Source organism: Corallococcus sp. AB038B (assembly GCF_003668955.1).
Taxonomy (GTDB): domain Bacteria; phylum Myxococcota; class Myxococcia; order Myxococcales; family Myxococcaceae; genus Corallococcus; species Corallococcus exiguus.
This window is the reverse complement of sequence record NZ_RAWO01000001.1, coordinates 1,901,073-1,922,788: the sequence shown is the minus strand read 5'-3', so window position 1 is coordinate 1,922,788 and position 21,716 is coordinate 1,901,073. Positions and strand designations below refer to the sequence as shown.

General features: G+C 70.4%; 22 protein-coding genes. 12 read left to right on the top strand and 10 right to left on the bottom strand.

Annotated elements, in window-relative coordinates:
* Positions 1 to 89 precede the first annotated feature (89 nt).
* The 4 genes from D7Y04_RS08035 to D7Y04_RS08020 all read right to left on the bottom strand — a co-directional run bounded on the left by D7Y04_RS08035 (position 90) and on the right by D7Y04_RS08020 (position 4,184).
* Positions 90 to 1,061 carry a metallophosphoesterase gene (locus D7Y04_RS08035; RefSeq protein WP_121758826.1) on the bottom strand — a complete coding sequence of 324 codons (972 nt, stop codon included), beginning with the start codon at positions 1,059 to 1,061 and terminating at the stop codon, positions 90 to 92.
* A 52-nt stretch (positions 1,062 to 1,113) separates the two neighbouring features.
* Entirely contained in the window at positions 1,114 to 1,464 is a 351-nt protein-coding gene (locus D7Y04_RS08030; protein WP_120597548.1) for a hypothetical protein, read from the bottom strand.
* Between the two features lie 125 nt (positions 1,465 to 1,589).
* Positions 1,590 to 2,969 carry a hypothetical protein gene (locus D7Y04_RS08025; protein ID WP_121758825.1) on the bottom strand — a complete coding sequence of 460 codons (1,380 nt, stop codon included), beginning with the start codon at positions 2,967 to 2,969 and terminating at the stop codon, positions 1,590 to 1,592.
* 78 nt (positions 2,970 to 3,047) lie between these two features.
* Positions 3,048 to 4,184: an NAD(P)/FAD-dependent oxidoreductase gene (locus tag D7Y04_RS08020; protein WP_121758824.1), complete on the bottom strand. Its 1,137-nt coding sequence runs from the start codon at positions 4,182 to 4,184 to the stop codon at positions 3,048 to 3,050.
* 234 nt (positions 4,185 to 4,418) lie between these two features.
* Between D7Y04_RS08020 and D7Y04_RS08015 the strand changes: the two genes are divergently transcribed.
* Positions 4,419 to 4,877 carry a YaiI/YqxD family protein gene (locus D7Y04_RS08015; protein WP_120597545.1) on the top strand — a complete coding sequence of 153 codons (459 nt, stop codon included), beginning with the start codon at positions 4,419 to 4,421 and terminating at the stop codon, positions 4,875 to 4,877.
* 12 nt (positions 4,878 to 4,889) lie between these two features.
* Here D7Y04_RS08015 and D7Y04_RS08010 read toward each other — a convergent pair whose 3' ends face one another.
* Entirely contained in the window at positions 4,890 to 5,375 is a 486-nt protein-coding gene (locus D7Y04_RS08010; protein ID WP_121758823.1) for a hypothetical protein, read from the bottom strand.
* Between the two features lie 112 nt (positions 5,376 to 5,487).
* Positions 5,488 to 6,822, bottom strand: a complete 1,335-nt coding sequence (locus D7Y04_RS08005; protein WP_121758822.1) for an amidohydrolase — start codon at positions 6,820 to 6,822, stop codon at positions 5,488 to 5,490.
* A gap of 250 nt (positions 6,823 to 7,072) precedes the next feature.
* Between D7Y04_RS08005 and D7Y04_RS08000 the strand changes: the two genes are divergently transcribed.
* The 6 genes from D7Y04_RS08000 (at position 7,073) to D7Y04_RS07970 (ending at position 12,354) form a co-directional block, all read left to right on the top strand.
* Positions 7,073 to 7,693: an outer membrane beta-barrel protein gene (locus tag D7Y04_RS08000; RefSeq protein ID WP_121758821.1), complete on the top strand. Its 621-nt coding sequence runs from the start codon at positions 7,073 to 7,075 to the stop codon at positions 7,691 to 7,693.
* Between the two features lie 554 nt (positions 7,694 to 8,247).
* Entirely contained in the window at positions 8,248 to 9,396 is a 1,149-nt protein-coding gene (locus D7Y04_RS07990) for an acyltransferase family protein (protein WP_368666415.1), read from the top strand.
* 84 nt (positions 9,397 to 9,480) lie between these two features.
* Positions 9,481 to 10,221 (top strand): YqjF family protein, encoded by a 741-nt coding sequence (locus D7Y04_RS07985; protein ID WP_121758819.1) that lies wholly within the window; start codon positions 9,481 to 9,483, stop codon positions 10,219 to 10,221.
* A gap of 46 nt (positions 10,222 to 10,267) precedes the next feature.
* Complete coding sequence (locus tag D7Y04_RS07980) at positions 10,268 to 10,699, top strand: DUF2089 domain-containing protein (protein WP_120597539.1); 432 nt, start codon at positions 10,268 to 10,270, stop codon at positions 10,697 to 10,699.
* 6 nt (positions 10,700 to 10,705) lie between these two features.
* Positions 10,706 to 11,734: a hypothetical protein gene (locus D7Y04_RS07975; protein ID WP_121758818.1), complete on the top strand. Its 1,029-nt coding sequence runs from the start codon at positions 10,706 to 10,708 to the stop codon at positions 11,732 to 11,734.
* A gap of 116 nt (positions 11,735 to 11,850) precedes the next feature.
* Positions 11,851 to 12,354, top strand: a complete 504-nt coding sequence (locus D7Y04_RS07970) for a hypothetical protein (protein ID WP_233601299.1) — start codon at positions 11,851 to 11,853, stop codon at positions 12,352 to 12,354.
* Between the two features lie 6 nt (positions 12,355 to 12,360).
* Here D7Y04_RS07970 and D7Y04_RS07965 read toward each other — a convergent pair whose 3' ends face one another.
* Together D7Y04_RS07965 and D7Y04_RS07960 are read right to left on the bottom strand one after the other, a co-directional pair.
* A complete protein-coding gene (locus tag D7Y04_RS07965) occupies positions 12,361 to 13,011 on the bottom strand; it encodes a hypothetical protein (RefSeq protein WP_120597537.1) in 651 nt (216 codons plus the stop codon).
* A 10-nt stretch (positions 13,012 to 13,021) separates the two neighbouring features.
* Positions 13,022 to 13,849 (bottom strand): endonuclease I family protein, encoded by an 828-nt coding sequence (locus D7Y04_RS07960; protein WP_121758817.1) that lies wholly within the window; start codon positions 13,847 to 13,849, stop codon positions 13,022 to 13,024.
* A gap of 278 nt (positions 13,850 to 14,127) precedes the next feature.
* Here D7Y04_RS07960 and D7Y04_RS07955 point away from each other — a divergent pair, with 278 nt between their 5' ends.
* The 3 genes from D7Y04_RS07955 to D7Y04_RS07945 all read left to right on the top strand — a co-directional run bounded on the left by D7Y04_RS07955 (position 14,128) and on the right by D7Y04_RS07945 (position 16,934).
* Positions 14,128 to 15,090 carry a TIGR01777 family oxidoreductase gene (locus tag D7Y04_RS07955; protein WP_121758816.1) on the top strand — a complete coding sequence of 321 codons (963 nt, stop codon included), beginning with the start codon at positions 14,128 to 14,130 and terminating at the stop codon, positions 15,088 to 15,090.
* A 2-nt stretch (positions 15,091 to 15,092) separates the two neighbouring features.
* Positions 15,093 to 15,974, top strand: a complete 882-nt coding sequence (locus D7Y04_RS07950) for an alpha/beta hydrolase (protein WP_121758815.1) — start codon at positions 15,093 to 15,095, stop codon at positions 15,972 to 15,974.
* A 363-nt stretch (positions 15,975 to 16,337) separates the two neighbouring features.
* On the top strand, positions 16,338 to 16,934 hold the full coding sequence (locus D7Y04_RS07945) for a hypothetical protein (RefSeq protein WP_121758814.1): 597 nt from the start codon (positions 16,338 to 16,340) through the stop codon (positions 16,932 to 16,934).
* 10 nt (positions 16,935 to 16,944) lie between these two features.
* Here the strand turns inward: D7Y04_RS07945 and D7Y04_RS07940 are convergent, their stop codons facing one another.
* On the bottom strand, positions 16,945 to 18,015 hold the full coding sequence (locus tag D7Y04_RS07940) for a helix-turn-helix transcriptional regulator (protein WP_121758813.1): 1,071 nt from the start codon (positions 18,013 to 18,015) through the stop codon (positions 16,945 to 16,947).
* A gap of 185 nt (positions 18,016 to 18,200) precedes the next feature.
* On the opposite strand from D7Y04_RS07940, the gene D7Y04_RS07935 reads away from it, so the two are divergent.
* Positions 18,201 to 18,539 carry a TerB family tellurite resistance protein gene (locus D7Y04_RS07935; RefSeq protein WP_169822413.1) on the top strand — a complete coding sequence of 113 codons (339 nt, stop codon included), beginning with the start codon at positions 18,201 to 18,203 and terminating at the stop codon, positions 18,537 to 18,539.
* Between the two features lie 51 nt (positions 18,540 to 18,590).
* On the opposite strand, the gene D7Y04_RS07930 is transcribed toward D7Y04_RS07935, so the two are convergent.
* The gene (locus tag D7Y04_RS07930) at positions 18,591 to 19,961 is read right to left on the bottom strand and encodes a TAXI family TRAP transporter solute-binding subunit (protein ID WP_121758812.1); all 1,371 of its coding nucleotides are present in this window, start codon (positions 19,959 to 19,961) and stop codon (positions 18,591 to 18,593) included.
* A gap of 150 nt (positions 19,962 to 20,111) precedes the next feature.
* Here D7Y04_RS07930 and D7Y04_RS07925 point away from each other — a divergent pair, with 150 nt between their 5' ends.
* A complete protein-coding gene (locus D7Y04_RS07925) occupies positions 20,112 to 21,641 on the top strand; it encodes an ELWxxDGT repeat protein (RefSeq protein WP_121758811.1) in 1,530 nt (509 codons plus the stop codon).
* The last annotated feature ends 75 nt before the right edge of the window (positions 21,642 to 21,716 follow it).

Sequence of the window (21,716 nt, the reverse complement as noted above, 5' to 3'; positions counted from 1 at the left end):
TTTGATGGGGCCGGACGATATTGATACTGACTATCAAAGTCAAAAGACTTCCAGTGAACGCTCCAGGTAGGCGTCTGGAGGAGGACCGTCTACTTCGTCCCCGTCTTCGCCTCGGGGCGCGGGGCGGGCGCGGCCTTCGGAGCAGGGAGCAGGGGCACCCGGCCTTCCGGGTAGAGCGCGGTGAGGCGGTCGCCGCGCAGCTCCAGCGCGGCCAGGTGGCGGCCGTAGTGGGTGCTGAGGCCGGTGTCGATGACGATGACGCGGCCGCCGAAGCGGACGGAGAGCCGGCCATCCTTCGACGGTGTGTGGCCCATCACCATGCGGCGTGCGCCGAAGCGCTCCAGCACCTGGGTGAGGCCCGCGTCCCACTTCGCCTCGTCGTCGATGGCGTAGCCGCGGAACCACACCGGGCCCTGCGGATCCACGCCGCCGCCCGGTGCCTGCCCCGGCGTCAGGTCCTGCCACACCCAGCGGTTCACCTCCTCCAACGTGGTGCCGGGGACGGTGGGCGCCAGGCCGCCGTGGAGGAAGAGCGTGTCGTTGATGCGGATGACGGCGGGGTGCGAACGCAGCCACTTCCCGTAGCGACCGTCCGCGGCGTAGGCAGCGGCGTGGCCGTGAAGACCCTTGGGCTCGCCCGGGCCGTCAGCGACGGAGGACTGGTCCGCGAAGGAGGCGAACTCGCCGGGCGTGACGTAGCGCAGGTCTCCGCGCATGTTCATCAGCTCGTGGTTGCCCAGCAGAGGGTGCACGCGGCCGCCGGCCTTGCGCGCCTCGGTCTCCAGGCGCATCAGCAGTTCGAAGGCGTCGCGGGTGTGGTCGCCCCGGTCCGGCAGGTCCCCGGTCTGCACCAGGTGCGCCTTGCCTCCAATCCAGCGGTCCTTCGCGTCGATGAGGCCCGCGAGCCGCAAGACTTCCTTCAGCGCGTCCACGTCGCCGTGCACGTCCGCCACGGCGACGATGCGCTCCACGCCCGTGAAGACGAAGGAGTCCTGGGCCTTGGGGGCGGCGGCACCCGCGAGCGCGGGCAGGAGCAACAGGGACAGGAGAACGGGACGCACGGGCTTCCTTCCTTCGAAGAGGGAGGAAGCCTAACGCACGTCCCGCCTGGGCCTACGCGTTCGCGGCGGCGTAGATGTCCAGCAACGTGATGCCCGCGACAGCGCCGGTGGCGGCGAGCAGGCGGCCCTTGCGCACGCCGGGCTCGCGCAGGCCCTTGCCCATGGTGGCCAGGTCCAGCGCGTCACCGGCCACGCGCGCCCACAGCCACGGACGCTTGTTCGCGGGGCTCAGCAACGCCACACCGGCGGCGAGCTCCCGGGCGCCGTAGGCCCGCACCCACCTGTCGCCGCGCGAGATGCCGAAGAACCGGAGCAGGTTCCACGCACCCAACAACTCCGTGACGCCCAGGCCCACGCTGAACCACCCCAGCGCGCGCGGCAGCTTGCTCATCGCCTTCGCCATGTCCCCGTCTCCTCGAGCAGAAAGGTCCGGTGGAAAGCTGAGGGTGTCCCCGGCGCGCGCCAAGGCCATTGGCTGTCCGGGCGCTGACGCATGCTGGAAGGCAGGCAGGCGACGGAGCCCCTGCCCTATGGGGAATTGCCGCGGAAGCGGGCCGGAATGGCGCGCAGGAACTGCGGATCCTTCCAGTCCCAGACGCGCTCCGTCGCGAAGTCCACGTCCACCGGCACGGAGTTCCACGCGTGCACGTCGTAGGAGGTGGAGGCACGCCAGTGGAAGACGACGCTGAACGCGGCCGTCGCGGCGAGCACGCCCGCCAGAACGCGATGCTGGCGGGGCGCATCCACCGCGAGCTGCACGGGATACGCGAGGAAGACGACGAGATAGGGAAGCACGTCCGTGAAGAACCGCGGCCCCACGGAGTGCCCCGCCCACCAGATGGGGAACGCGGAGATGGCCACCCAGTGCAGGAGCACGATGACGGCGAAGGCCTTCTCGGAGGGCGTCAAATCCCTGCTCCGCCACCGCTGGACGAACCCCACCCCGGCGAGCACCAGGAACGGCGAATAGAGGAGCAGCCCACGCGACGGGCTCACCAGGTTCGCGGCCAGCGCCATCACGAACCGCGAACCCATCACGTCCAGCGGATGCGTGTAGTACGGCGACAAAATCGAGCCGTAGAGGTGCAGGTTGTACCCGCAGAACGGCAGCGCCACGAGCGCCGCGCCGGCGAAGTACGCGAGCAGCAGCCGGTGGAAGCGCAGGACGAAGTACGCGGTGACGACGACCACGGAGATGGAGTGCGTGGGCCGGCACACATACGCGAGCGCCACCGCGAGCCCGGCGAGGAACGCGGTGCGCCGCGTCTGCTCGGGCCTCGCCAGCAGCAGCACGACACAGGCGATGGCGAGCAGCCCGGGGCCGTGCTGCCAGAGGACGCGGCTGGCGGTGGAGTACGCCGTCGTCCCCAGCCCGAAGAGCAGAACGGTGACGAGCGCGGCGCGAGCGGACACGCGCCTTCGCAGCGCGACGAGCAGCACGCCCGCGGCGGCGCACACGTAGAACGACCCGATGAGCTGTTCGGTGCGGTGGAAGGAGCCCAGGTCCACCTTGCCAGTGCTCCGGAACAACTCCAGCCACGCCAGCGCATCCGCGCCGGGAGTCCCCAAGTGCGCGAGCACCGGCCGGCCCAGCGAGAACAGCCCCTCCGCGGCCGCCAGGAACGGGAGCGCGGCGACCATCACCCCGGGCGGATACTCGTAATAGGTGCGGCCGCCGTAGACGCCTCGCGCGTACGCGGTCGCCGGGGTGAACGACGGCGCGTACTCGTCCAGGTCGGCGTTGCCCTCGTGGAGGATGCTGGCCGCGGAGGGGATGGACCACAGCGAGTCCGTCTGCATCTGCACCTGGCTCGCGGTGTAGACCGCGAACAAACCCAGACACAGCAGCCAGGCCGCGAGGGTCGAGGCCGCGAAGTCGCGAGGGGACGGAGAGGACGCCGGAAGCATGACGCCGCTTCTAGCGAATCCCCGCCCGGAGCGCGCGGACTGACGTCACTCAGCCTCTCCTTGCAACGGAGAGGGGGCTCAGGGCAGCGACGAAAGAACGGGGGCGCAGGATTGCTGGCGGTTGCGCCAGTACGGCGCTCCAGGCCAGCGGCGCTCCAGGCGGTAGTAGCCCTCGCGGATGCGCAGGTGCTCCTGGAACTCGTGCCGCGTTCGCACCTCGTGGAGGCGCAGCGCGGCGGAGTCACCCCGGAGGTAGCGGCTCACCACGTCGGCGGCCTGATTCGCGGTGCGCAGGGCCTGGGACGTGCCCTGCGAGGACAGCGGATCCAACATGCACGCGGCGTCGCCCACCGCGAGCCAGTCCTCGCCGTGCAGCCGGTCCAGGCAGGCGACGTTCGCGGACACCACGCGCAGGGGTTCGCCGGTGAAGACACATGCCTCCAGGCGGCGGCGCGTCTCGGGCGCGCGCTCCATCCGCGCACGCCATGCCTCGGCGTCCTCCGGCATCAACCCCTGGAGCGAATCCTTGTCGCCCATCAGCCCGAAGACGACCTGGTCGCCGGGCATCCGCGCGGAGTACCACCAGCCGTCCTCGCACGACTCCACCAGCGTGAGCGCGTCCACGGTGCGGCCGGGCTGGAGCGCGAACGTGCCGCACAGGCCGAAGGCGCGGTCCACCGTGTGACGCCGGGCCCCCTGCGACGTGGCGAAGACGGCGCTCCGGCCCGTGGCGTCCACGACGAAGCGCGCGTCCACGAAGTCACGGGGCGCATCGCCCTCCGTGGGAACGAAGAGGCGGTGGCCGCCGGTCTCCAGGGGCGTCCAGTCCGTCACCGCCGAGCCGATGCGCACGTCGACGCCGAAGCGCAGGGCCTCGTCCGCGAGCATCCGGTCGAAACGGGAGCGGTCCAGGTGCCAGCCCGTGCCCCACGGTGAGCGCAGGTGATCATTGTCGCCCAGCGCGGAGTCTCCCCAGCGCGAGCACGAGCCCATGGAGCGCAGGTGGCCCTGACGCGCGAAGGCCTCCCAGACGCCCAACCGCGCCAGCAGCCGCCGGCTGTCCGGAGGCAGTGTCTCGCCCAGGTGGGGCTGCGCGTACGTAGAGCGCTCGAACAGGACGACGCGCAGGCCCGAATGCCTGCACAAGGCCAACGCCAGCGCCGCGCCCGCGGGACCGCCGCCCAACACGGCGACGTCATACCGGATGGTGTCCAAGGCTCAGGCCGTCCCGTCCGCGTGTGCCAGCGGCCGACGCTCGACCTCCAGGAATTGGGGCATGCCCGCCCCACTGCACCCGGCGTACCAGCAGGCGACAGATGACTGCCTGTGCGGTTCGCGAGGCGCGGTGGCCGCCGGACGCGTCAGGGGGTGCGTCCGCGACGTGTCAGCCTGGGGGATGACGCGTCAACGCGCCTGACCCGGGCGGGACAATCAGCGAGGATGGTCCGCATGAAAATCTGGGTCGATGCCGATGCGTGTCCGGGGCCCGTGCGGGACATCCTTCTGCGCGCCGTGCAGCGCGTGAAGGTGCCCATCGTCTTCGTGGCGAACAAGCCGCTGGCGCTGCCGCGCCTGGCGTACGTGTCCACCGTGCAGGTGGGCGCGGGGCTGGACGTGGCGGACCGGCACATCGCCACGTCCGCGGAGGCCGGGGACCTGGCCGTCACGCAGGACATCCCGCTGGCCGCGCTGCTCGTCCCCAAGGGCGTCGTGGTGATGGATCCGCGAGGGGAACTCTTCACGCCGGAGACCATCGACGAGCGGCTGTCGATGCGGAACTTCATGCAGGAGCTGCGCGACAGTGGCGTGAACACGGGCGGCCCCGGCGGCTTCTCACCGCAGGACCGCCAGCAGTTCGCGGCCACGCTGGACCGCGAACTGACCCGGCTGGTGAAGCCGCAGGGCTGAAGGGGACAGAGCCTAATGGCCGGCGCCGCCGCTGCCCTCCGCGGGAGGCGTGCCGGTGGACGGCGCCACGGGGCTCGTGCCGATGCCCTTGTTGCGGTTCCAGGCCTCCGGGATGATGTCCAACCGCGCGCCAGGGTTCTGTGACGGCACGACTTCCGGGGCCAGGTTGTCCACGCCGCGCATGTCGATGCCGCCTGAGCCACCCGTGCCCACCTCGTTGGCGTCCACGCATTTGAAGTCCTCCGGCTTCGAGGACTTCTTGATGCCCGTGCCTCCGGTGGCTTCGGCGTTGGCCTGGGCCTCGGCGCCCACGGTTCCGTAGAAGTTCAGGTCATGCTCGCGCAGCATCTCCTGCGTGCGAGGCGACTCCTCCGAGTCCCAGGACATCTCGTCGCTGGCGAATGCCTCGGACGGGGACTCCTGTGGAACGGACGCGGTCTGCGTGGCACAGCCGCCCAGCAGGAGCGCGGTCATCGAGGCCATGAGCGGAAGCTTCATCGGGATGTCCTTTAGAAGTGTCGTCCGCCTCTCAAGTTGGAGGCACTCGCGGCGGGGGCAAGCGACGAGGAGCCGGCCGGGCCAGCGACCCCGTTCCAGTCCGGGGCCGCTCTCAGTGGTCCACGGACGCATCGCCCGCGTGCAGGCAGACCAGCGCCGCCACGGTGAGTGACTCGCAGCCGCCGCGCAGCGAGCCCTCGCGGTCCGGGGCGTAGCCGCCGGAATGTGGCCCCGGCACGTGCGCCATCTTCTCCTGCGGCGTCGCGCCCGGTGCCTCCTCCCAGGCCTTTCGCGGCGTGATGCCCATGAACCAGTACGCGGTGGGCACCGGATGTTCCGGCCCCTGGGCGAAGAAGGGGAAGTCCTCGCTCGCGGTGACGAGCACCCCCGGCACCAGTGCGTCGCGCCCGAACCATTCCGCGTGCGCGTCCCGGACGCGGCGCATGAGCTCCGGGTCGTTGCGGTTCACCGGCCCGCGGTTCAGGACCTCCACCTGGGGAGCCCTCGGCGCGCCCGACGCCGCGGCCTCGCCCTTCGCGATGCGCTCGATGGCCGCGAGAACCCGCTCCTGCACCGCGGCATCCTCCGTGCGCACCGTCAGCTCCAGCAGGGCTTCGTCCGGAATCACGTTGGCGCGAGTCCCCGACTGGAAGGCCCCTACCGTCACCACCGCGGCCTCCAGCGGCGACAGCGCGCGCGACACGATGGTCTGCAGGCGCATCACCACGCTGGCCCCCAGCACCACGGGGTCCACGGACAGCTCCGGCTGCGCGCCATGCGCTCCCCGTCCGAAGAGGCGCAGGCGCACGTGCGCGGAGCCCATCATCGTCACGCCCTCGCGGTGCATGAAGGTGCCCACCGGCAGCGGCGCCGTGTGCTGGCCCAGCACCACGTCCGGCGTGCCGAAGCGCGAGTAGAGCCCGTCATCCAGCATCGCCTTCGCGCCCTGGAGGGTCTCCTCCGCCGGCTGCCCCACCACCATCACTGTGCCGCGCCACGCATCGCGCGAGCGCGCCAGCACCGCCGCAGTGCCCACCAGGCACGCGGTGTGGACGTCATGGCCGCACGCGTGCATCACCGGCTCGCCATCCTCCGTCCGCACGCGGCTCGCGTAGGGCAGCCCCGTCTTCTCCTCCACGGGCAGCGCGTCCATGTCCCCGCGCAGGAGCACCGTGGGCCCGTCGCCGTTGCGCAGCAGGCCCACCACGCCGTGGCCGCCCACGTCCCGACTCACCGCGTAGCCCTCCGCTTCCAACCGGTGCGCCACCTGGGCGGCCGTGCGCGCTTCCTGGCCGGACAGCTCCGGGTGTTCGTGCAGGTCTCTGTAGAGCGCGTCCACGTCCGGCAGCACCGCGTCCAGATGCGCAAGGACGCGCCGGGCACGGGCCTGGAGGACAGAAGGGGTGGATGGGCCCGTGACGGGCTGGGGATGGGCGGCGTCGTTCATGGCGGTGTGCTCCCGTCCCGGACGCGAGGGGGAGATACCGAGGGCATCCGGGTACGGCTCAAGGTGGAAGCCGCTCGCGAGGCATCACAGGGGATGGGCGGGGAGGCAGGCAGGGGCCCGGCCTCGTGCGCCGCCTCCCCCACCCTCCGGGGGACCGTGGGCCTTCGGGGTACCGCCTGTCCGTTCGTTGTTCGCCCCTCCCCCCAAGGGCACCTTCTGGATGCGCACACGACACATGAAGGGAGCGGTCATGAGGCGAAGCATCGCGTTGGGGCTCTGCCTGGCAGGACTGACGGGTGGCGCCGCCAGGGCCCAGGACCCACCGTCGGACGCGCCCACGCGGATGGGACGGGTGGATTGGCGGGGCCCCTACTTCCTCCTCGGATTGGGCGTGGAGGGCTACACGGGCAAGCTCGCGCCCAACCTGGATCCAGGGCCGTCGTATGGCGTCGTCGTCGGCTACCGCGCCAATGACTACGTGGGCCTGGAGCTGGGCTACAGCGGCGGCGTGAGCAGCCTGTCCGTCGCGGACAGCTCCAACTTCTTCGGCACGCCGGACCTCGTGCGGAACGGAGCGCAGGCGGCGCTCACGATTGGCTTCACCCCCACCCGGCTGCAGCCCTATGTGCTCGGGGGCATCGGCGTCGAGCGCTACTCGGTGCGCGAGGGCAGCTTCTTCCGGTTCTTCGACGACACCGGGGGCTACGCGCCCGTGGGTGCGGGCGTGCGCTTCAAGCTCAACCCCCAGCTCACAGCCGAGGTGCGTGGCACCTACAGCTTCCTCTTCGGGCAAAACTTCGCGCCCTCGCAGGACATTGGCGCGGGGGACGGCCGCTACTCGGGCCTGCTGATGATTGGCGGCAGCTATTGAGGCACGCATGCCCGTCACGCTGATCGACCTCCTCGACGAGCGAAGCCGCCGTCCTCCGGATCCACGCCTCGACACCTTCCTGGGAGTCTGCCGAAGACGTCCAGCGGCAAGGTGCAGCGAAGGGCCACGCGGGAGTTCCGGGTCCTGGCACGCGTGCCAGCGCGCTTGCGGGCAAGGGTGGAGGACCTGGATTCCCAGACGCCCTGACGCCAGGGGGCCGGGCGCCCTCCGAAGCATGAAGCCGAGAGCGCCCACGCTCCCGGCCGACACAGCCTCAAAACCTGTCCGACTGTCGGACAGGTTTTTTCGGTGCGCCTCTGACGGGCGCCTCCAAAGGGTTCTCACCTTCTCATCCCAATGGAGCGCATCCGTCTCCGAGGGCCTGACGCCTGGGCGGTCGGGCCTTGGGGCGCAGCCGGGCGGAAGACCTGCGCGAACTCGTGGCCGGCGCGTCTGGCCCGGCGAGTCCCGAACGGGTTGAGCGGCGTGTCACTGGCGGCCCGTACGCACCTTGCTAGCATCGGGCGCACTCCCCCCGCTGAAAGCCGACTCCGCTGAACGCCACCGAACCGCGCCATCTGGCCGGCCTGGACCTGCTCCGGGGCCTGGCCATCCTCGTCGTCGTCGTCTACCACTACCCCCGCCCCCAGGGTCACGAGGCCTTCCAGGCGTTCGCCAACTTCGGCTGGACGGGCGTGGAGCTGTTCTTCGTACTCAGCGGCTTCCTCATCGGCTCGCAGCTCCTGGAGCCGGTGTCGCGCGGTGAGACGCCGTCACTGCGGCGCTTCTACCTGCGGCGCTCACTGCGCATCCTTCCGTCCTTCCTCGTCGTGCTGGGCCTGTACCTCTTCGTGCCCGCCTGGAGCGAGCGGCCCCTGGTGACGCCCGCGTGGCGGTTCCTCACCTTCACGCAGAACTTCGGCCTGCGCATCAACGGCTTCTCCCACGCGTGGTCCCTGTGCGTGGAGGAGCACTTCTACCTGGTGCTGCCGCTCACCGTGCTCGCGCTGCGGGGACGCCTTCGCGCGCCGTCCCTCATCGCGCTCGCGGTGGCCGTGATGGGCGGAGGAATGCTCCTGCGCGGCGGGCTGTGGCTCCACCACTTCTCCGCGCTCGGTCCCGCGGATCCGGGGTGGCGCGACTTCGACATGCTGCTCTACTACCCGACGTACGCGCGGCTCGACGGGTTGACGTGCGGCGTGCTGCTCGCGGCCTTGCGCGTCTTCCGGCCACAGGCCTGGGAGCGCTGGACCCGCGGCGCCCACGCGCGGGGGATGGCCGTCGTGGGACTCGCGTGTCTGGGCGGCGTCCTCTTCATCAACGAGGAGCACTTCCGCTACCTCCCCTATGTCCTGCTGTCGTTCCCCCTGGCCGCGCTGGGCTTCGCGGCGCTGGTGATGGCGCTGGCGGGCCCCGCGGCCTCGCGCGTCTGCGCCCGCATCCCGGGCGTGAAGACCTTCGCGGTCCTGAGCTTCACCGTCTACCTCACGCACAAGGCCGTGCAGCACGGCGTGCGGGACGCGCTGGCGCCCCATGGGATGGACGCGTTCCACGTCGTCACGGTGTTGGGCGGCGCCGTGGCGGTGCTGCTCGCCTCGCTCGCGCTGCACCATGGCGTGGAGCGGCCCGCGCTGAAGTGGCGGGAGCGGCTGGAGCGGGGGCTCACCTCCCGGAAGCCCCAGGCACGGCCCGCCGTTCCCTGAAGGCGGCCCGCGCTTCTGCGCGACAGAAGCCGCGCAAGGGGGCGGACCTGGGCCCGGGTGTCGCGTGCGCGCTAGACCTCGCGCATGCGCCCCTTCCTGACGGCGACGTGGCGGTACCTGCTGATGCTCAACTACGAGGTGGATCCGGCGGTGCTGCGGCCCCTCGTCCCCCGTGGCACGGAGCTCGACGCGTGGCAGGGCCGCACGTTCGCGAGCATGGTCGGCTTCCGCTTCCTCGACACGCGCGTGCGGGGACTCGTGGTGCCGTTCCACCGGGACTTCGATGAGGTGAACCTGCGCTTCTACGTGCGCCGCCTGGGCCCTGAAGGCTGGCGGCGCGGCGTGGTGTTCGTGCGCGAAATCGTGCCCCGGCTCGCCATCGCCACCGTGGCGCGCGTCCTCTACAACGAGCCCTACGTCGCGCACCCCATGCGCCACGCCGTGAACATGGACGGCGCGGACACCGGCGCGCCCGGCCACGTCGAGTACGCCTGGAAGTCCCACGGCCGCTGGCACCAGCTGTCGGCCCGGACGCTCGGCACGCCGTCCGAGAGCGCCCCCGGCTCCCAGGAGGAATTCATCACCGAGCACTACTGGGGCTACACCGCCCAGCGTGACGGCGGTTGCGCCGAGTACCGCGTGGAGCATCCCCGCTGGACCGTCTGGCGCGCCCAGGAGACCGCCTTCGACTGCGACGTGGCCCGCTTCTACGGCCCCGCCTTCTCCGAATGCCTCCGAGGCACGCCCCACTCCGCCTTCGTGGCCACCGGCTCGGAAGTGTCCGTCTTTCCTGGAAATGAACTCCCGCCCTTGCCAGTGCCGTAGAAATCAATATTCTCAAACCCGAAATTGATTTTCTGAAGAACCCACCATGACGACCTTCAAGTCCACCTGGCCCGTGCCCACCCGCTGCCCCGTCTGTGGAGGCGGCACCGTCATCGAACGGGTTCGCTGCGACGGGTGCGCGTCCGCGGTGGAGGGGCGCTTCACGACGGGCTGGGTGCAGCAGCTGTCGCCGGAGCAGCTCGCGTTCGTGCGCGTGTTCATCGCGTGCCGGGGGAAGATCAAGGACGTGGAGCAGGCGCTGGGCCTCTCCTATCCGACGGTGGTGGCGCGGCTGGACGACGTGGTGGAGGCCCTGGGCCAGGCGCCCGGAGGCCCGCCGCCTCCCGCGCCTCCTCCTCCGCCACCTCCACCCCGGGAGCGCGGCTCTCCGCGCCGGGCGCAGATTCTCGATGACCTCGCGGCCGGGCTCATCGACGCGGACGAGGCCGCTCAACGTCTCAAGAAGGCACGGGAGTAACCACCCATGATGGACCCTGAAGCCACGCCGTCCTCCGACGCCTCGTCTTCCTCGCGCGACGGAACCCAGCGCCACGCGATTCCGTGGGGACAGCACGCGGAGCTGGTGCTGCACGCGCCCGCCGCCACGCTCGTCGTGTCGCCGCTGCCGGAGGGAGAGAAGCCCTACCTGGTGACGCACGGCCGGGTGGAGACGCGCATCCAGGAGCACGGCCGGGTGACGAAGGTGGAGCTGTTGCCGCGCGAAGCGGGCTTCCTGTCCCTGTTCTGGCGTCACGGCGGACAGGCGGAGCTGTTCGTGCCGCCCGACGTGCGCGCGAAGCTCCTGCTGGACGCGGGCGCGGTGCGCATCTCCGGCTTGAAGGACTGCGAGCTGGAGCTGAACACCGACGCGGGCACCGCGAGCCTGCGCGACGTGCACGGCAAGCTGACCCTTCGCACGGGCGCGGGCCGCATCATCGGCGAGCGCGTGGGAGGCACCCTCCACGTCCACGCCGCCGCGGGCGCGGTGAAGCTGGACGTGGACGCGCTGGACGTGGGCGAGCACCGCATCGGGACGCAGGTGGGCGCGGTGGAGCTGCGCCTGGTGCCCGGGCTGGATGTGAACATCTCCGCCCATACGTCGCTGGGCTCGGCGCAGACGCGCTACCCGTCCAACCCCCAGGCGGCGACGACGATCCTGCTGGAGACGGAGCTGGGCTCGGTGCGCATCCGCGAGTCGGGCCGTTCTCGCGGCGAGGACGCGGAAGCCTGGGAGGAGGACTCCATGCGCTGGCAGCGTCAGGCGGAGCGCTGGCAGCGCCGCGCCGAGCGCCACGCGAACCAGTGGGCCCACGCCTGGGCGAACTCGTGGGGCGCGCCGCCCTGGGCGGGCCAGGGGGCACAGCACCACCGGCCTCGGCCGCCCGCACCGCCCCCTCCGCCCCAGTCCCAGGGCATCCCCGATGAGGAGATGCGCCGCGTGCTGGACCTGGTGGAGGCCGGCAAGCTCAGCGCGGAGGACGCCCAGAAGCTGCTCAAGGCGATGCAGCGGTGAGGATCATCCCTCACGCGCCCATCCCCAACTCTTCCATTCCGCGTGCGCCGGGCCCTTCACGACTGCTGTACGAGGTGCCCGACGGCAGGTGGGGCTGGGACTCCCTCCTTGCGGCGATGGATGAGACGATCCGCTGGTGCGCGCCCCGGGCGACGTTGGACGCGCCAGCCACCTGCCTGCGCACGCCTGCCTTCCAGCCTCGGGTGATGGTGGATCCGGATCGCTTCAATCTGATGGATCGGATCATCAGCAGCCGGCACCACGCCCTGCGTGGCAGCCCGCCGCTGTCTCCGCCGCTGAGCGGAAGGGAACGTCTTCAGGGAGGTCGGCTGCTCGTGTTCTTCCCGGATGACACCCTTTCCGACGGCGTGTCCGACCAGGTGACCCGGGGATTCTTCGACGAGCACAACGTGCCGCCCTGGGACACCTGGGTCGGCATGTTCCGCGAGGACCCCGAGTCCGACACCCAGTCGGCGGACTACCTCATCGCCTGGGTGCCACCGGTGTTCCTCGACTCCGTGGCTCAGGGCATCTTCGTGAACCCCGAGCAGTGCATCCAGTGGCTGGAGGACTCCACCACGATGATGGCGCAGCGGCTGAAGGACCTGACCACGCCCTGAAGCCGCTCAGGCGCCCTGGGTGAGGAAGCGGAACGGACGCACGCAGTCCTCGCGCGTGCAGCGGAAGAGGTAGCCCCGGCCGTTGTCGCCGAAGTCCAGGCCGAACGGCATCGCGGCCAGCTGCGCGACGAAGCGCATGGGCGCGTCACAGCACTCCGGCGTGGCCTCGCCGTTGAGCCACCCGGGCACGCCGCCCACCTTGCTCTCCGGCGCCTCCGCCTGCGCGCGGTCCAGCGCCAGGAGTTGCTCCTCGGTGGCCTCGTTGACGTCCACCGACAGGGCCTCGGTGTCCTCGGTGGCGGGCTCGAAGCCGAGCGTCCACTCCGCGTACGGCTTCACCGGCCCCGGCGGCGCGCTCACGGACGGCGCGCCCGCATTCACCGGCACGGCCGCGTTGGCCCCCTCCTCCGGGTCCCAACGGAAGCAGACGGTGTCGGGGTTCTCGCACTGGAAGACGTGGACCGACGCGTGCGGCGCCAGGTCCAGCCGTCCTTCGACGTGCGGCAACTGGAAGAGGAAGCGCTGGGGCCCGCCGCACATCGCGCAGGCGGGCCACTCCAGGGGTCCCGGCGCCTCGGGCGTGCCCCCCACCTTCAGCAGGGGGACACCGGTGCGGCCAGGGACGAGCGCCCACAGGGGCGCGAGGGGACGGGACATGCCCCGGACTCTAGAAGTCCGCGATGCGGTCGGCCAGCGACGCGTCGTCCACGAAGGGGTTGCGGTTCTGCTGGTAGGTCTCGATGGCGTCGTTGCGCGCGACTTCCGCCGCGTCCACCTTGTCCAGCGTGTTCCACTGCTTGAGCACGGCCTCGTCGTCCGCGGGGATGTGCTTGTTGTAGACGGTGGAGAAGTAGAACAGCGCGCGCGCCACGTTGCCCTTGTGCTCGTCGGGCGGCTCGAAGACGGTGCGGCCCTTCTCGTCGGTGCCGAACTTGGCGCCGTTCTCCTCCCACTTCACGTTCTTCACCGTGCCGAAGGGCCAGTTGCCCCGGATGGAGTTGGCCTTGCTGTCGGTGGGGAACAGGTGGTGCAGATCCGCCTTCGCCGCGCCCGTGGCGCCCTTGGACTGGGGCCAGGTGTGCTCGGTGTTCATCACGTTGCTGTTGGGGATCTTGTTCGTCGCCACTTCCTTGCCCGTGTAGACGCACTTCACCTTGCCGTCGTGGTTGTCGAGCGTGGTGAAGATGATCTTCCGGGCCTGGTTGTAGCCCAGGTCCTTGTGCTTGCTGACCGCGTCGTGCAGGGCGTTGATCAGCGCCTGGTCCTTCAGCCCGTCGTAGCGGGGATCCGACTTGGGCGGCACGTCCTCCACCGGCACCTGCGGCGCGGGAACCGGCGTCGTGGGCGTCGTCGGGGCCTTCTTCGCCGACGCTCCGGACTCGAACGTGGAGACCGAAGAGAACGCCTTCGGGATGATACGGGCCGTGGAAGTCGTGGCCGACGCGGAGTTGGTCGAGGGGCGGGTCGCGGAGAGCGGGCGGGACGGGATGATCATGACGGCCCTCAAGATTCGAGGTGGGGGATGACCCATTTTCGTCCGGACGCGCCCCCGGTTGCGTGACGCATCGCATTTTCCCTTCGGGCCGGTGGGTTTCTTCCGCCCGACCCGGGACATCCCGGGAAATGCCCCACCACCGGGCTCCGGAGCCGGGGAAAAGCGGGGCTCATCGACGGCACCAGGACGGCCTGGGGGCCCATTTCCGGGAGCCGGGCGGCCCGGACGGGGTGCGCGCTATGCCTCCGGGTGTCGCAATCCATGAGGGGGTTTCGTCCATGAAGGTCGTGATTCCGGGTGGCACGGGACAGGTGGGCGCCCTGCTGGCGCGGGCGTTCACCGCGCGAGGGGATGACGTCGTCCTCATCAGCCGGGGAGGCCGGGGTGAGGCGCGCACGGTGTCCTGGGATGGACGCACCCTGGGTGATTGGGCGAAGGAGGTGGATGGCGCCGACGCGGTCATCAACCTGGCGGGACGCAGCGTGAACTGCCGCTACTCGGAGGAGAACCTGCGCCAGATGATGGACTCGCGGGTGGACTCCACGCGGGTGGTGGGCCAGGCCATCCAGCAGGCCGCGAAGCCGCCGCGCGTGTGGCTGCAGATGAGCACCGCGACGCTGTACGCGCACCGGATGGACGCGCCCAACGACGAGGCCACCGGGCTCATTGGCGGAGACGAGCCGGGCGTGCCCGCGTACTGGAAGCGCAGCATCGACATCGCGCAGGCATGGGAGCGCACACTGGCGGAAGCCAACACGCCCCACACACGCAAGGTGGCGCTGCGCACGGCGATGGTGATGAGCCCGGACAAGGAGGGCATCTTCGACGTGCTCCTGGGCCTGACGCGCCGGGGGCTGGGTGGCCCCGCGGGCAGCGGCCGGCAGTACGTGTCGTGGATCCACGGCCAGGACTTCGTGCGCGCGGTGCAGCTGCTGCTGGAGCGCGACGACCTGGACGGGCCGGTGAACCTGGCCGCGCCGAATCCCCTGCCCCAGCGCGAGCTGATGGCGAAGCTGCGTGAGGCGGCGCACGTGAGCGTGGGGCTGCCAGCGGCGAAGTGGATGCTGGAGGTGGGCGCGTTCTTCATGCGCACGGACACGGAGCTGCTGCTCAAGAGCCGCCGCGTGGTGCCTGGCCGGCTGCTGGACGCGGGATTCACCTTCGAATATCCCGACTGGGGGACCGCCGTGACGAACCTCGTCGAGCGCTGGCGCGCCGGGAGCGGGCCCGTCCGGAGCTGACCGTGTCCACGAAGCCGTACCGCGTCCGCTGGGGTCGCATCGCCGCGCTGGGGCTCGCCCTGGGCGCGCTGGGTACGGGCGGCTTCACGGCGGCGCGAGGCCTTCGCACGGCCCAGGCGATGTTGCACCCGGCGCGCGTCCCCGTGACGCGGCCCTCGGGCCCGGACGCGCTGCCGGGCCTGGAGGACGTGTCCTTCGAGGCCGCGGGGCGGAAGCTCCAGGGGTGGTACGTCCCGTCGCGCGACGGGACGGCGGTGGTGCTGGTGCATGGCTTCGCGGACAACCGCACGCGGCTCCTCTTCGAAGCCCGGGTGCTGTCGGAAGCGGGGCACGGCGTCCTGCTCTTCGACCTGCACGGCCAGGGCGAAAGCGAAGGCGACACGATTGGTTGGGGCGACAGCGAGCGCGAGGACGTGCGCGCGGCCCTGGCCTTCGTGCGGGCCCGGCCGGACGTCACCCCGGGCCGCGTGGGCCTGTTTGGATTTTCCATGGGCGGGACGGCGGCCCTGCTGGTGGCGCAGGAGGACGCGAGGGTGAAGGCGGTGGCGGCGGCGGGAGCGTTCCCGGACCTGGCGGGGGACATGGGCTCCCACTACGGCCTGAGCACCTGGGCGGTGCTGTGGGGGCTGCGCCGTTCCGGCATCGACGTGGACGCCGTGCGCCCCGTGGACGGCATGTGCCGCCTGGAAGGCCGGCCGCTGCTGCTCATCAACGGCGGCAGCGACCCGGACGGCCCCCAGAAGCTGGACGGCCGCCTCTACCGCGCCGCCTGCGAGCCCCGCGAGCAGTGGCTGGTGCCCCAAGCCGCCCATGGCGAGTACGCCCAGAAGGACCCCGAAGGCTACGCCCGCCACCTGCGCGACTTCTTCGCCCGCGCGCTCTGAACGCTGCCCTGTTCAACTTCTCACGCCTTGAGAGGACGTGAACGGGCCGCGCCAGAGGGAAAAGCCATCCAGGGATTGGACAGACATGCTCCAGTTCCTGGAAAGCCCTCCAGGGATTGGACAGACACTCCTGCTTTTGGAAAGTCTTTTCCGTTTACCGGACGAAAAGCGCCGTCCTGGGGGGTTGGATTCACAGCCCGCCCGGGTGCTTCAGCAACGGCCGTCTCACTCTCGCGCCCAGAGGGGAATCGCTAACGGAAATCGCCCTGGAGGCGATCCACGATTAATTCCTTTCAACAAATCTCCTTTGAAACCCGCAGCGCATTGCTGTGTACGAAGCACAGGAAGTGGGGGGGTAGTCGCATGAACGACTTGATGAACATGGTGGATGAGGTCCTGGGCAGCGCGACCGGTGGCGGCCTGGAGCAGCAGGCGCGGCACGCCGAGGCGTCGCTCCTGTCCATCACCGCGGAGACCCGGACGACCCCCTCGGCGCCTCCGGAAGCGAAGCTGAACGTCGAGGTCGTCAAGATGCTGTTCCAGTTCATCACCCGGGACAGCGACGTGGACCCGGTGGAGTTCGCCCAGGTGGTCTCCACGGCCCGGGCGCTGGGCGTGGCCGAGTTGGACATCACCATCCTCGGCCGGTGCGTCCACGAGGGCTGGCCCCTGCCCCCGCCGAACCTGGGCATGCTGCGCACGGCGCCCGCCGCCGTCCTCCAGGCCATCCAGATGCTCCTCCGTGGCAGCCGGACGAACGCGTCGGGCCTGGAGATGCAGCGTCAGCTGCGCGAGCTGCTCGGGGGCGCGCACGCTCCGTCCCCGTCCGCCAGGCCGATGCAGCTGGCCCCCCAGCAGCCGCGTCCGACGCCGGCGATGCCGCTGCGCCTCCTGATGTCCCCCCAGCGCCGGATGCTGATGGCCTTCCCCCGGAAGCAGCTCGGACGGCGCTCCGCCTGAGGCTGGCCGCCTACCCGCGGCGGCCCTTGGCGACGAACTCCCCGCGGCTGTGGATGCCGGTCTTCTCGAACAGCGACTTGATGTGGACCTTCACCGTCTCCACGGAGCACCCCAACCGGGAGGAGATCTCCTTGTTCGCCAGCCCCTCGTGAAGACAGTCCGCCACGCGTGACTCCTGGGCGGTGAGCTTCTCCTTCCAGTCCGGACGCAGCCAGTGGACCCGCTCGTGCATCCGCACCTGCCACAGGTTGCGGCCCCCCCAGCTGACGGCGGAGGGACTGAACGTCACGTCCAGCCGGTCCGCGCCGCGCTCCAGCGTGAGGGACTCCAGCCGTGGATCCACCGCGACATCGAAGCGGGACAACGCCCTCACCCGCTCCGCCCAGGCGCGGGGAACCCCGTCGCTGAGCTCGTGGGGCGCGAACCACTGCTCCAGCAGCGGAATGGCCGGCCCCGTGTCCGCCACCTTCCGCCCCAGGCTGTTGAGCACCAGCACCGGGTTCGCGCCCATCGCGATGGCCTTCAGCAGGTCCCGCTCGAAGCGGACGGCGTAGAGCTCCTGGAGCCGCGCCACCGCCCGGGAGATGTACGGGATGATCTGCTGCAGGAACCACTGCGCCCGGAGCGTGAAGGGCCGGGAGGATTCCCGGTACATCGCGACGCCGCCCTTCAGGTCCTGCTCCGTAAAGAGGAGTGACGCCAGCACGCGCTTGAGCTTCAGCCCCGCGCCCTGGCTGCGCCGGAAGGTCTCCGTCTCCACCAGCGGCTTCCCCCGCAGCATCTGGACGTCGCTGAGCACCATGTTGGGCTGCACCACCGTGGCGCGGAAGACGAAGTCCTCCTGCACCCATTCCGCGTAATCCTTGAGGAGGGGGTGGACGGTGTCCGTCTTCCACTGCACCCCCGCCGTCCCATCCGGATTCGCGCAGCCCACCGCCAGGTGGTCCGCCTCACAGAGCGAGAGGAGCGCCCGGGAGAGGGCCTCGTAGACGTCCTCCAGCGTCCGGGCGTTGCCCAACGCTTCCTTCAGCTCCGCGACCAACGCCTGCTCATGCGACAGGAACTTCCGCGCCTTGCCCATGGGTACAACCCCCGTTTGCAATACCCATCAAGTATTACGAGGGCTGAAACAGGGCCCATCCCTCCAAAGAGGTATGACAGGTCTGTCGGAAGCGCCTTTCCGCTCGCTGACGGGGCGACGCCGCCGGGCTGGACGGCTCCCCCCCTGGCAGGTCAGCCTGGACATCCTTGGAGGACGCAACCCACATGGCCGCCCCGCTGCCCCCTGAAGCCCAGTTCCATATCGAGGTCATCAAGCTCCTGCTCCAGGTGGCCACCAGCGACGACCGCGTCACCCGCGAGGAGATTGATTCCATCATCGACACCGCGCGCGGTTTCAGCGTGCCCCTGACGGAGCTCAGCACCCTCACCCGCTGCCTCCAGGAGGGCCATCCGCTCCCGCCGCCGAACCTGGGCATCCTGCGCGAGGACCCCAGGGCCGTGCTCGACGCCGTCCACACGCTCATCGCCGGCGACGGTCACGTGCACGAGTCGGAGATCGCCATGGCCCGGCAGATCCGCGAGCTGCTCGGCATCGCCCCCTGAAGCCTCTCACGGGCGGCCCCAGACCCGGGCCGCCACGCACCGCTCAGCGCGTCACGCCGGCATCTGCAACGGGTGCCCGTCCTTGTGCTCGGGCGCGCCCGCGAGCCTGCGGGTGAGCCGGCGGCGCACGACGTCCACGTGCTCGCGGAAGAAGTACAGGTTCTCCGCGTAGGCGATGGGCACCGCGATGCGGTTCACCTCGCGCTCGGCTTCCTCCAACCGCTTGAGCATGGCCTGGAGCATCTCCTGGTCCGGGTCCTCCTCCAGCTGGATTTCAATCTCCTTCAGCCGCGCGTACCACCGGTGGATGCGTGAGCGGACCCGCCACAGGAACACCGCGGGCACCGCGCGCCCCAGCGGCACCACCACCGCGATGATGGGCACCAGCATCACCCACAGCCGGTCCACCAGGTTCGCCGCCCAGAAGGGCAGGTAGCGCTGCAGCAGCGGAACGCCCGACGCGTAGTAGCGCTTCGCCTCGCTGCTCAGCGCGAAGCCCGCCGCGAGCGGCGCGGGGAACTCGCCTGTCTTGTCCAGGATGCCCGCCGAGCCGTGAATCTCGCTGGCCGCGCGCATCAGCAGGTATGCGAGCGCCGGGTGCAGCGTGTCCTTCGCCAGCAGCAGCGCGTTGGGAGAAAGCAGCACCACGTCCTGGTCCGGCACGTCCTTGGCGAAGTCGAACACGCCCCGCGGCAGCACGTGGCGTGACAGGTACGGATAGCGGCGCGTGTACGCCTCCGCGCGATTGAAGCTCAAGAGGCGCACGTCCTTCACCGCGGCCAGCTTCTGGATGCGCGGCGACTCCGCCATCGACACCAGGAACACCGCGTCCACCTTGCCCTGCGTCAGCGCGTCGATGGCCGCGTCCCTGTCCAACGGCAGCAACTCCGTGGGCGCCGTGTCCACCTTGTTCGCCTGGAGCAGCGTCATCGCCAGCGCGCGCGTGCCGCTCTCCTCGGGCCCCACCGCGATGCGCTTGCCAGCGAGGCCGCGCACGTCGTCCACGGGCTCGCCCCGGTAGAAGACCCACAGCGGTACGTAGGAGAGGCTCCCCAGCGACGCCACGTGCTCCGGCACCTCCTGGCCCTTGCCACCGGTGGTGCCGCTCTGCGCGAAGGCGATGTCCACCCCGCTGTCCTCCGCGCTGAGCAGCGCCACGCTGCCCACGGAGCCCTTCGTGTTGCGCAGCTCCAGCGTCACCCCGTGCTGCGCGAGGAACTTCTGGTAGCGCTTCGCCATGTAGTTGAAGCCGCCCTCTTCCGGCGCCAACGCCATCACCAGGGTCTTGGGCGGCGCGGGCTTGACGAAATAGAACGTCACCGCGAACGCCACCGCGATGAGCAGCGTCGCGGGAGCGACGGCGATCCACAGGTCGCGCCGCAACGTGCGCTTGAGCTGCGCCTTCAACGTGTCCGTCTTCATGAGGCCGCGCAGTATACCGACCACGCCGTGCGGGGCCCCGCCGTACACCGCGTCGGTCCAGGCAAGCGAGCACGTCACGACCCGGGGGCACTTGGCGCAACCCCTTGCGCGACACACCCTCCCTCCCAGGCCTTATTGAAGGGGTGTGGCATGGGTTGGCGCGGCGGGTGGGTGTTGTCCTTGCTGGTGGTGGGGGTGGGCTGCGGCGGGGCGCTCCCCGAGGAGCAGACGGAGGCCGGACTCGCACAGGAGCCTACCTCAGCCCCAGAAGTGACAGCGGAGGGCCTCTGCCTTCCCACCGCCGCGGGCACCCAGCGGGTGAAGACCATCCTCCCCCCTTCGGAGATTGGCATCCCGCGCTTCGCGATGGGGCCGGGCGGCTTCGTGGACTTCAAGGGCACGCTGCACTTCGCGGTGAACTACGAAGATGGCCGCCGCGGCCTGTGGCGGAGCACCGGCACGGACGCGGGCACCACGCAGGTGAAGGGCTTCCCGGCGACGGGCAGTGGGTCACTGCTGTCACAGCTCACCGCCACCCCGACACAGCTCTTCTTCCAGGCGCCGGACGCGGCACACGGCAGCGAGCTGTGGGTGAGCGACGGGACGACGGCCGGCACCCGGCTGGTGAAGGACGTGACGCCGGGCCCGGAGGACTCGTACCTGACGCACCTGACGGCGGCCGGCTCCACGCTGGTCTTCTTCAAGGAGACGTACGACGCCACTGTCTTCACCACGCGCTACGAGCTGTGGAAGTCGGATGGCACCGCCGCGGGCACGGTGCGCCTGCGCGACTTCGGCACCAGCGTGGACGTGAGCTACCTGGACGCGAAGCAGGGCAACGCGCTGCTGTTCTTCGTGCGTGAGCTGGAAGGCGCCACCTCCCTGTGGCGGACGGATGGCACCGCCGCCGGCACCGTGCAGGTGAAGCGGCTGGACGCGGGCCCCGACACCTACCCCAACGACGTGCGCACCTCCGGCGCGCTCACGCTCTTCCGGCTGAGTGAAAGCAGCGGCCTGACGGAGCTGTGGAAGACGGATGGCACGGCGGGCGGCACCCTGCGGCTGGCGTCCTTCGGCCCCACGCGCGCGGTGGACGTGCTGGGCTCGCTGGGCGCGTACGCGTACGTCACGACGACGTCCTACAGCACCCAGTACATGGTCATCTACCGCGTGCCCCTGGCGGGCGGGAACCCGGAGCCCGTCGTCACCCTGCCCAACGACTACACGTCGCAGGGCGACGCGCTCCCCTTCATCAATGCCGTGAGCCAGGCGCCGGGCGGAACGAAGCTGTACTTCTCCGTGACCATCGGCAGCAACGGCCCCGCGCCGCGCGACACGCAGCTGTGGGTGACGAACGGCACCGCCGGGGGCACCACGCTGCTGCGACGGCCGCTGAGCCTGTCGGACGAGTACGGCTCACCGGTGTACGCGGTGGCGGACAACCTGGTCTTCTTCAGCGCGTATGATGATGCGACGGGCATCGAGCCCTGGGTGAGCAACGGCACGGTGGCCGGCACGCGCCTCCTCAAGAACATCGACGCGCAGGCCTCCTCCTACCCACACGAGTTCTTCCGTCAGGGCAACCGCGTCTACTTCAGCGCCTATGACGACACGCTGAACGCCCAGCTCTGGTCCACCCAGCTCAGCCACGCCTGCGTGGCGCCGGAAGACGCACAGTAGGCGCATGGAGCCTCCCCGCCCGGTCTCCAGGCGGGTGGCCGTGCCCGGCGGAGGCGTGGGTGTTAGACACCTTCT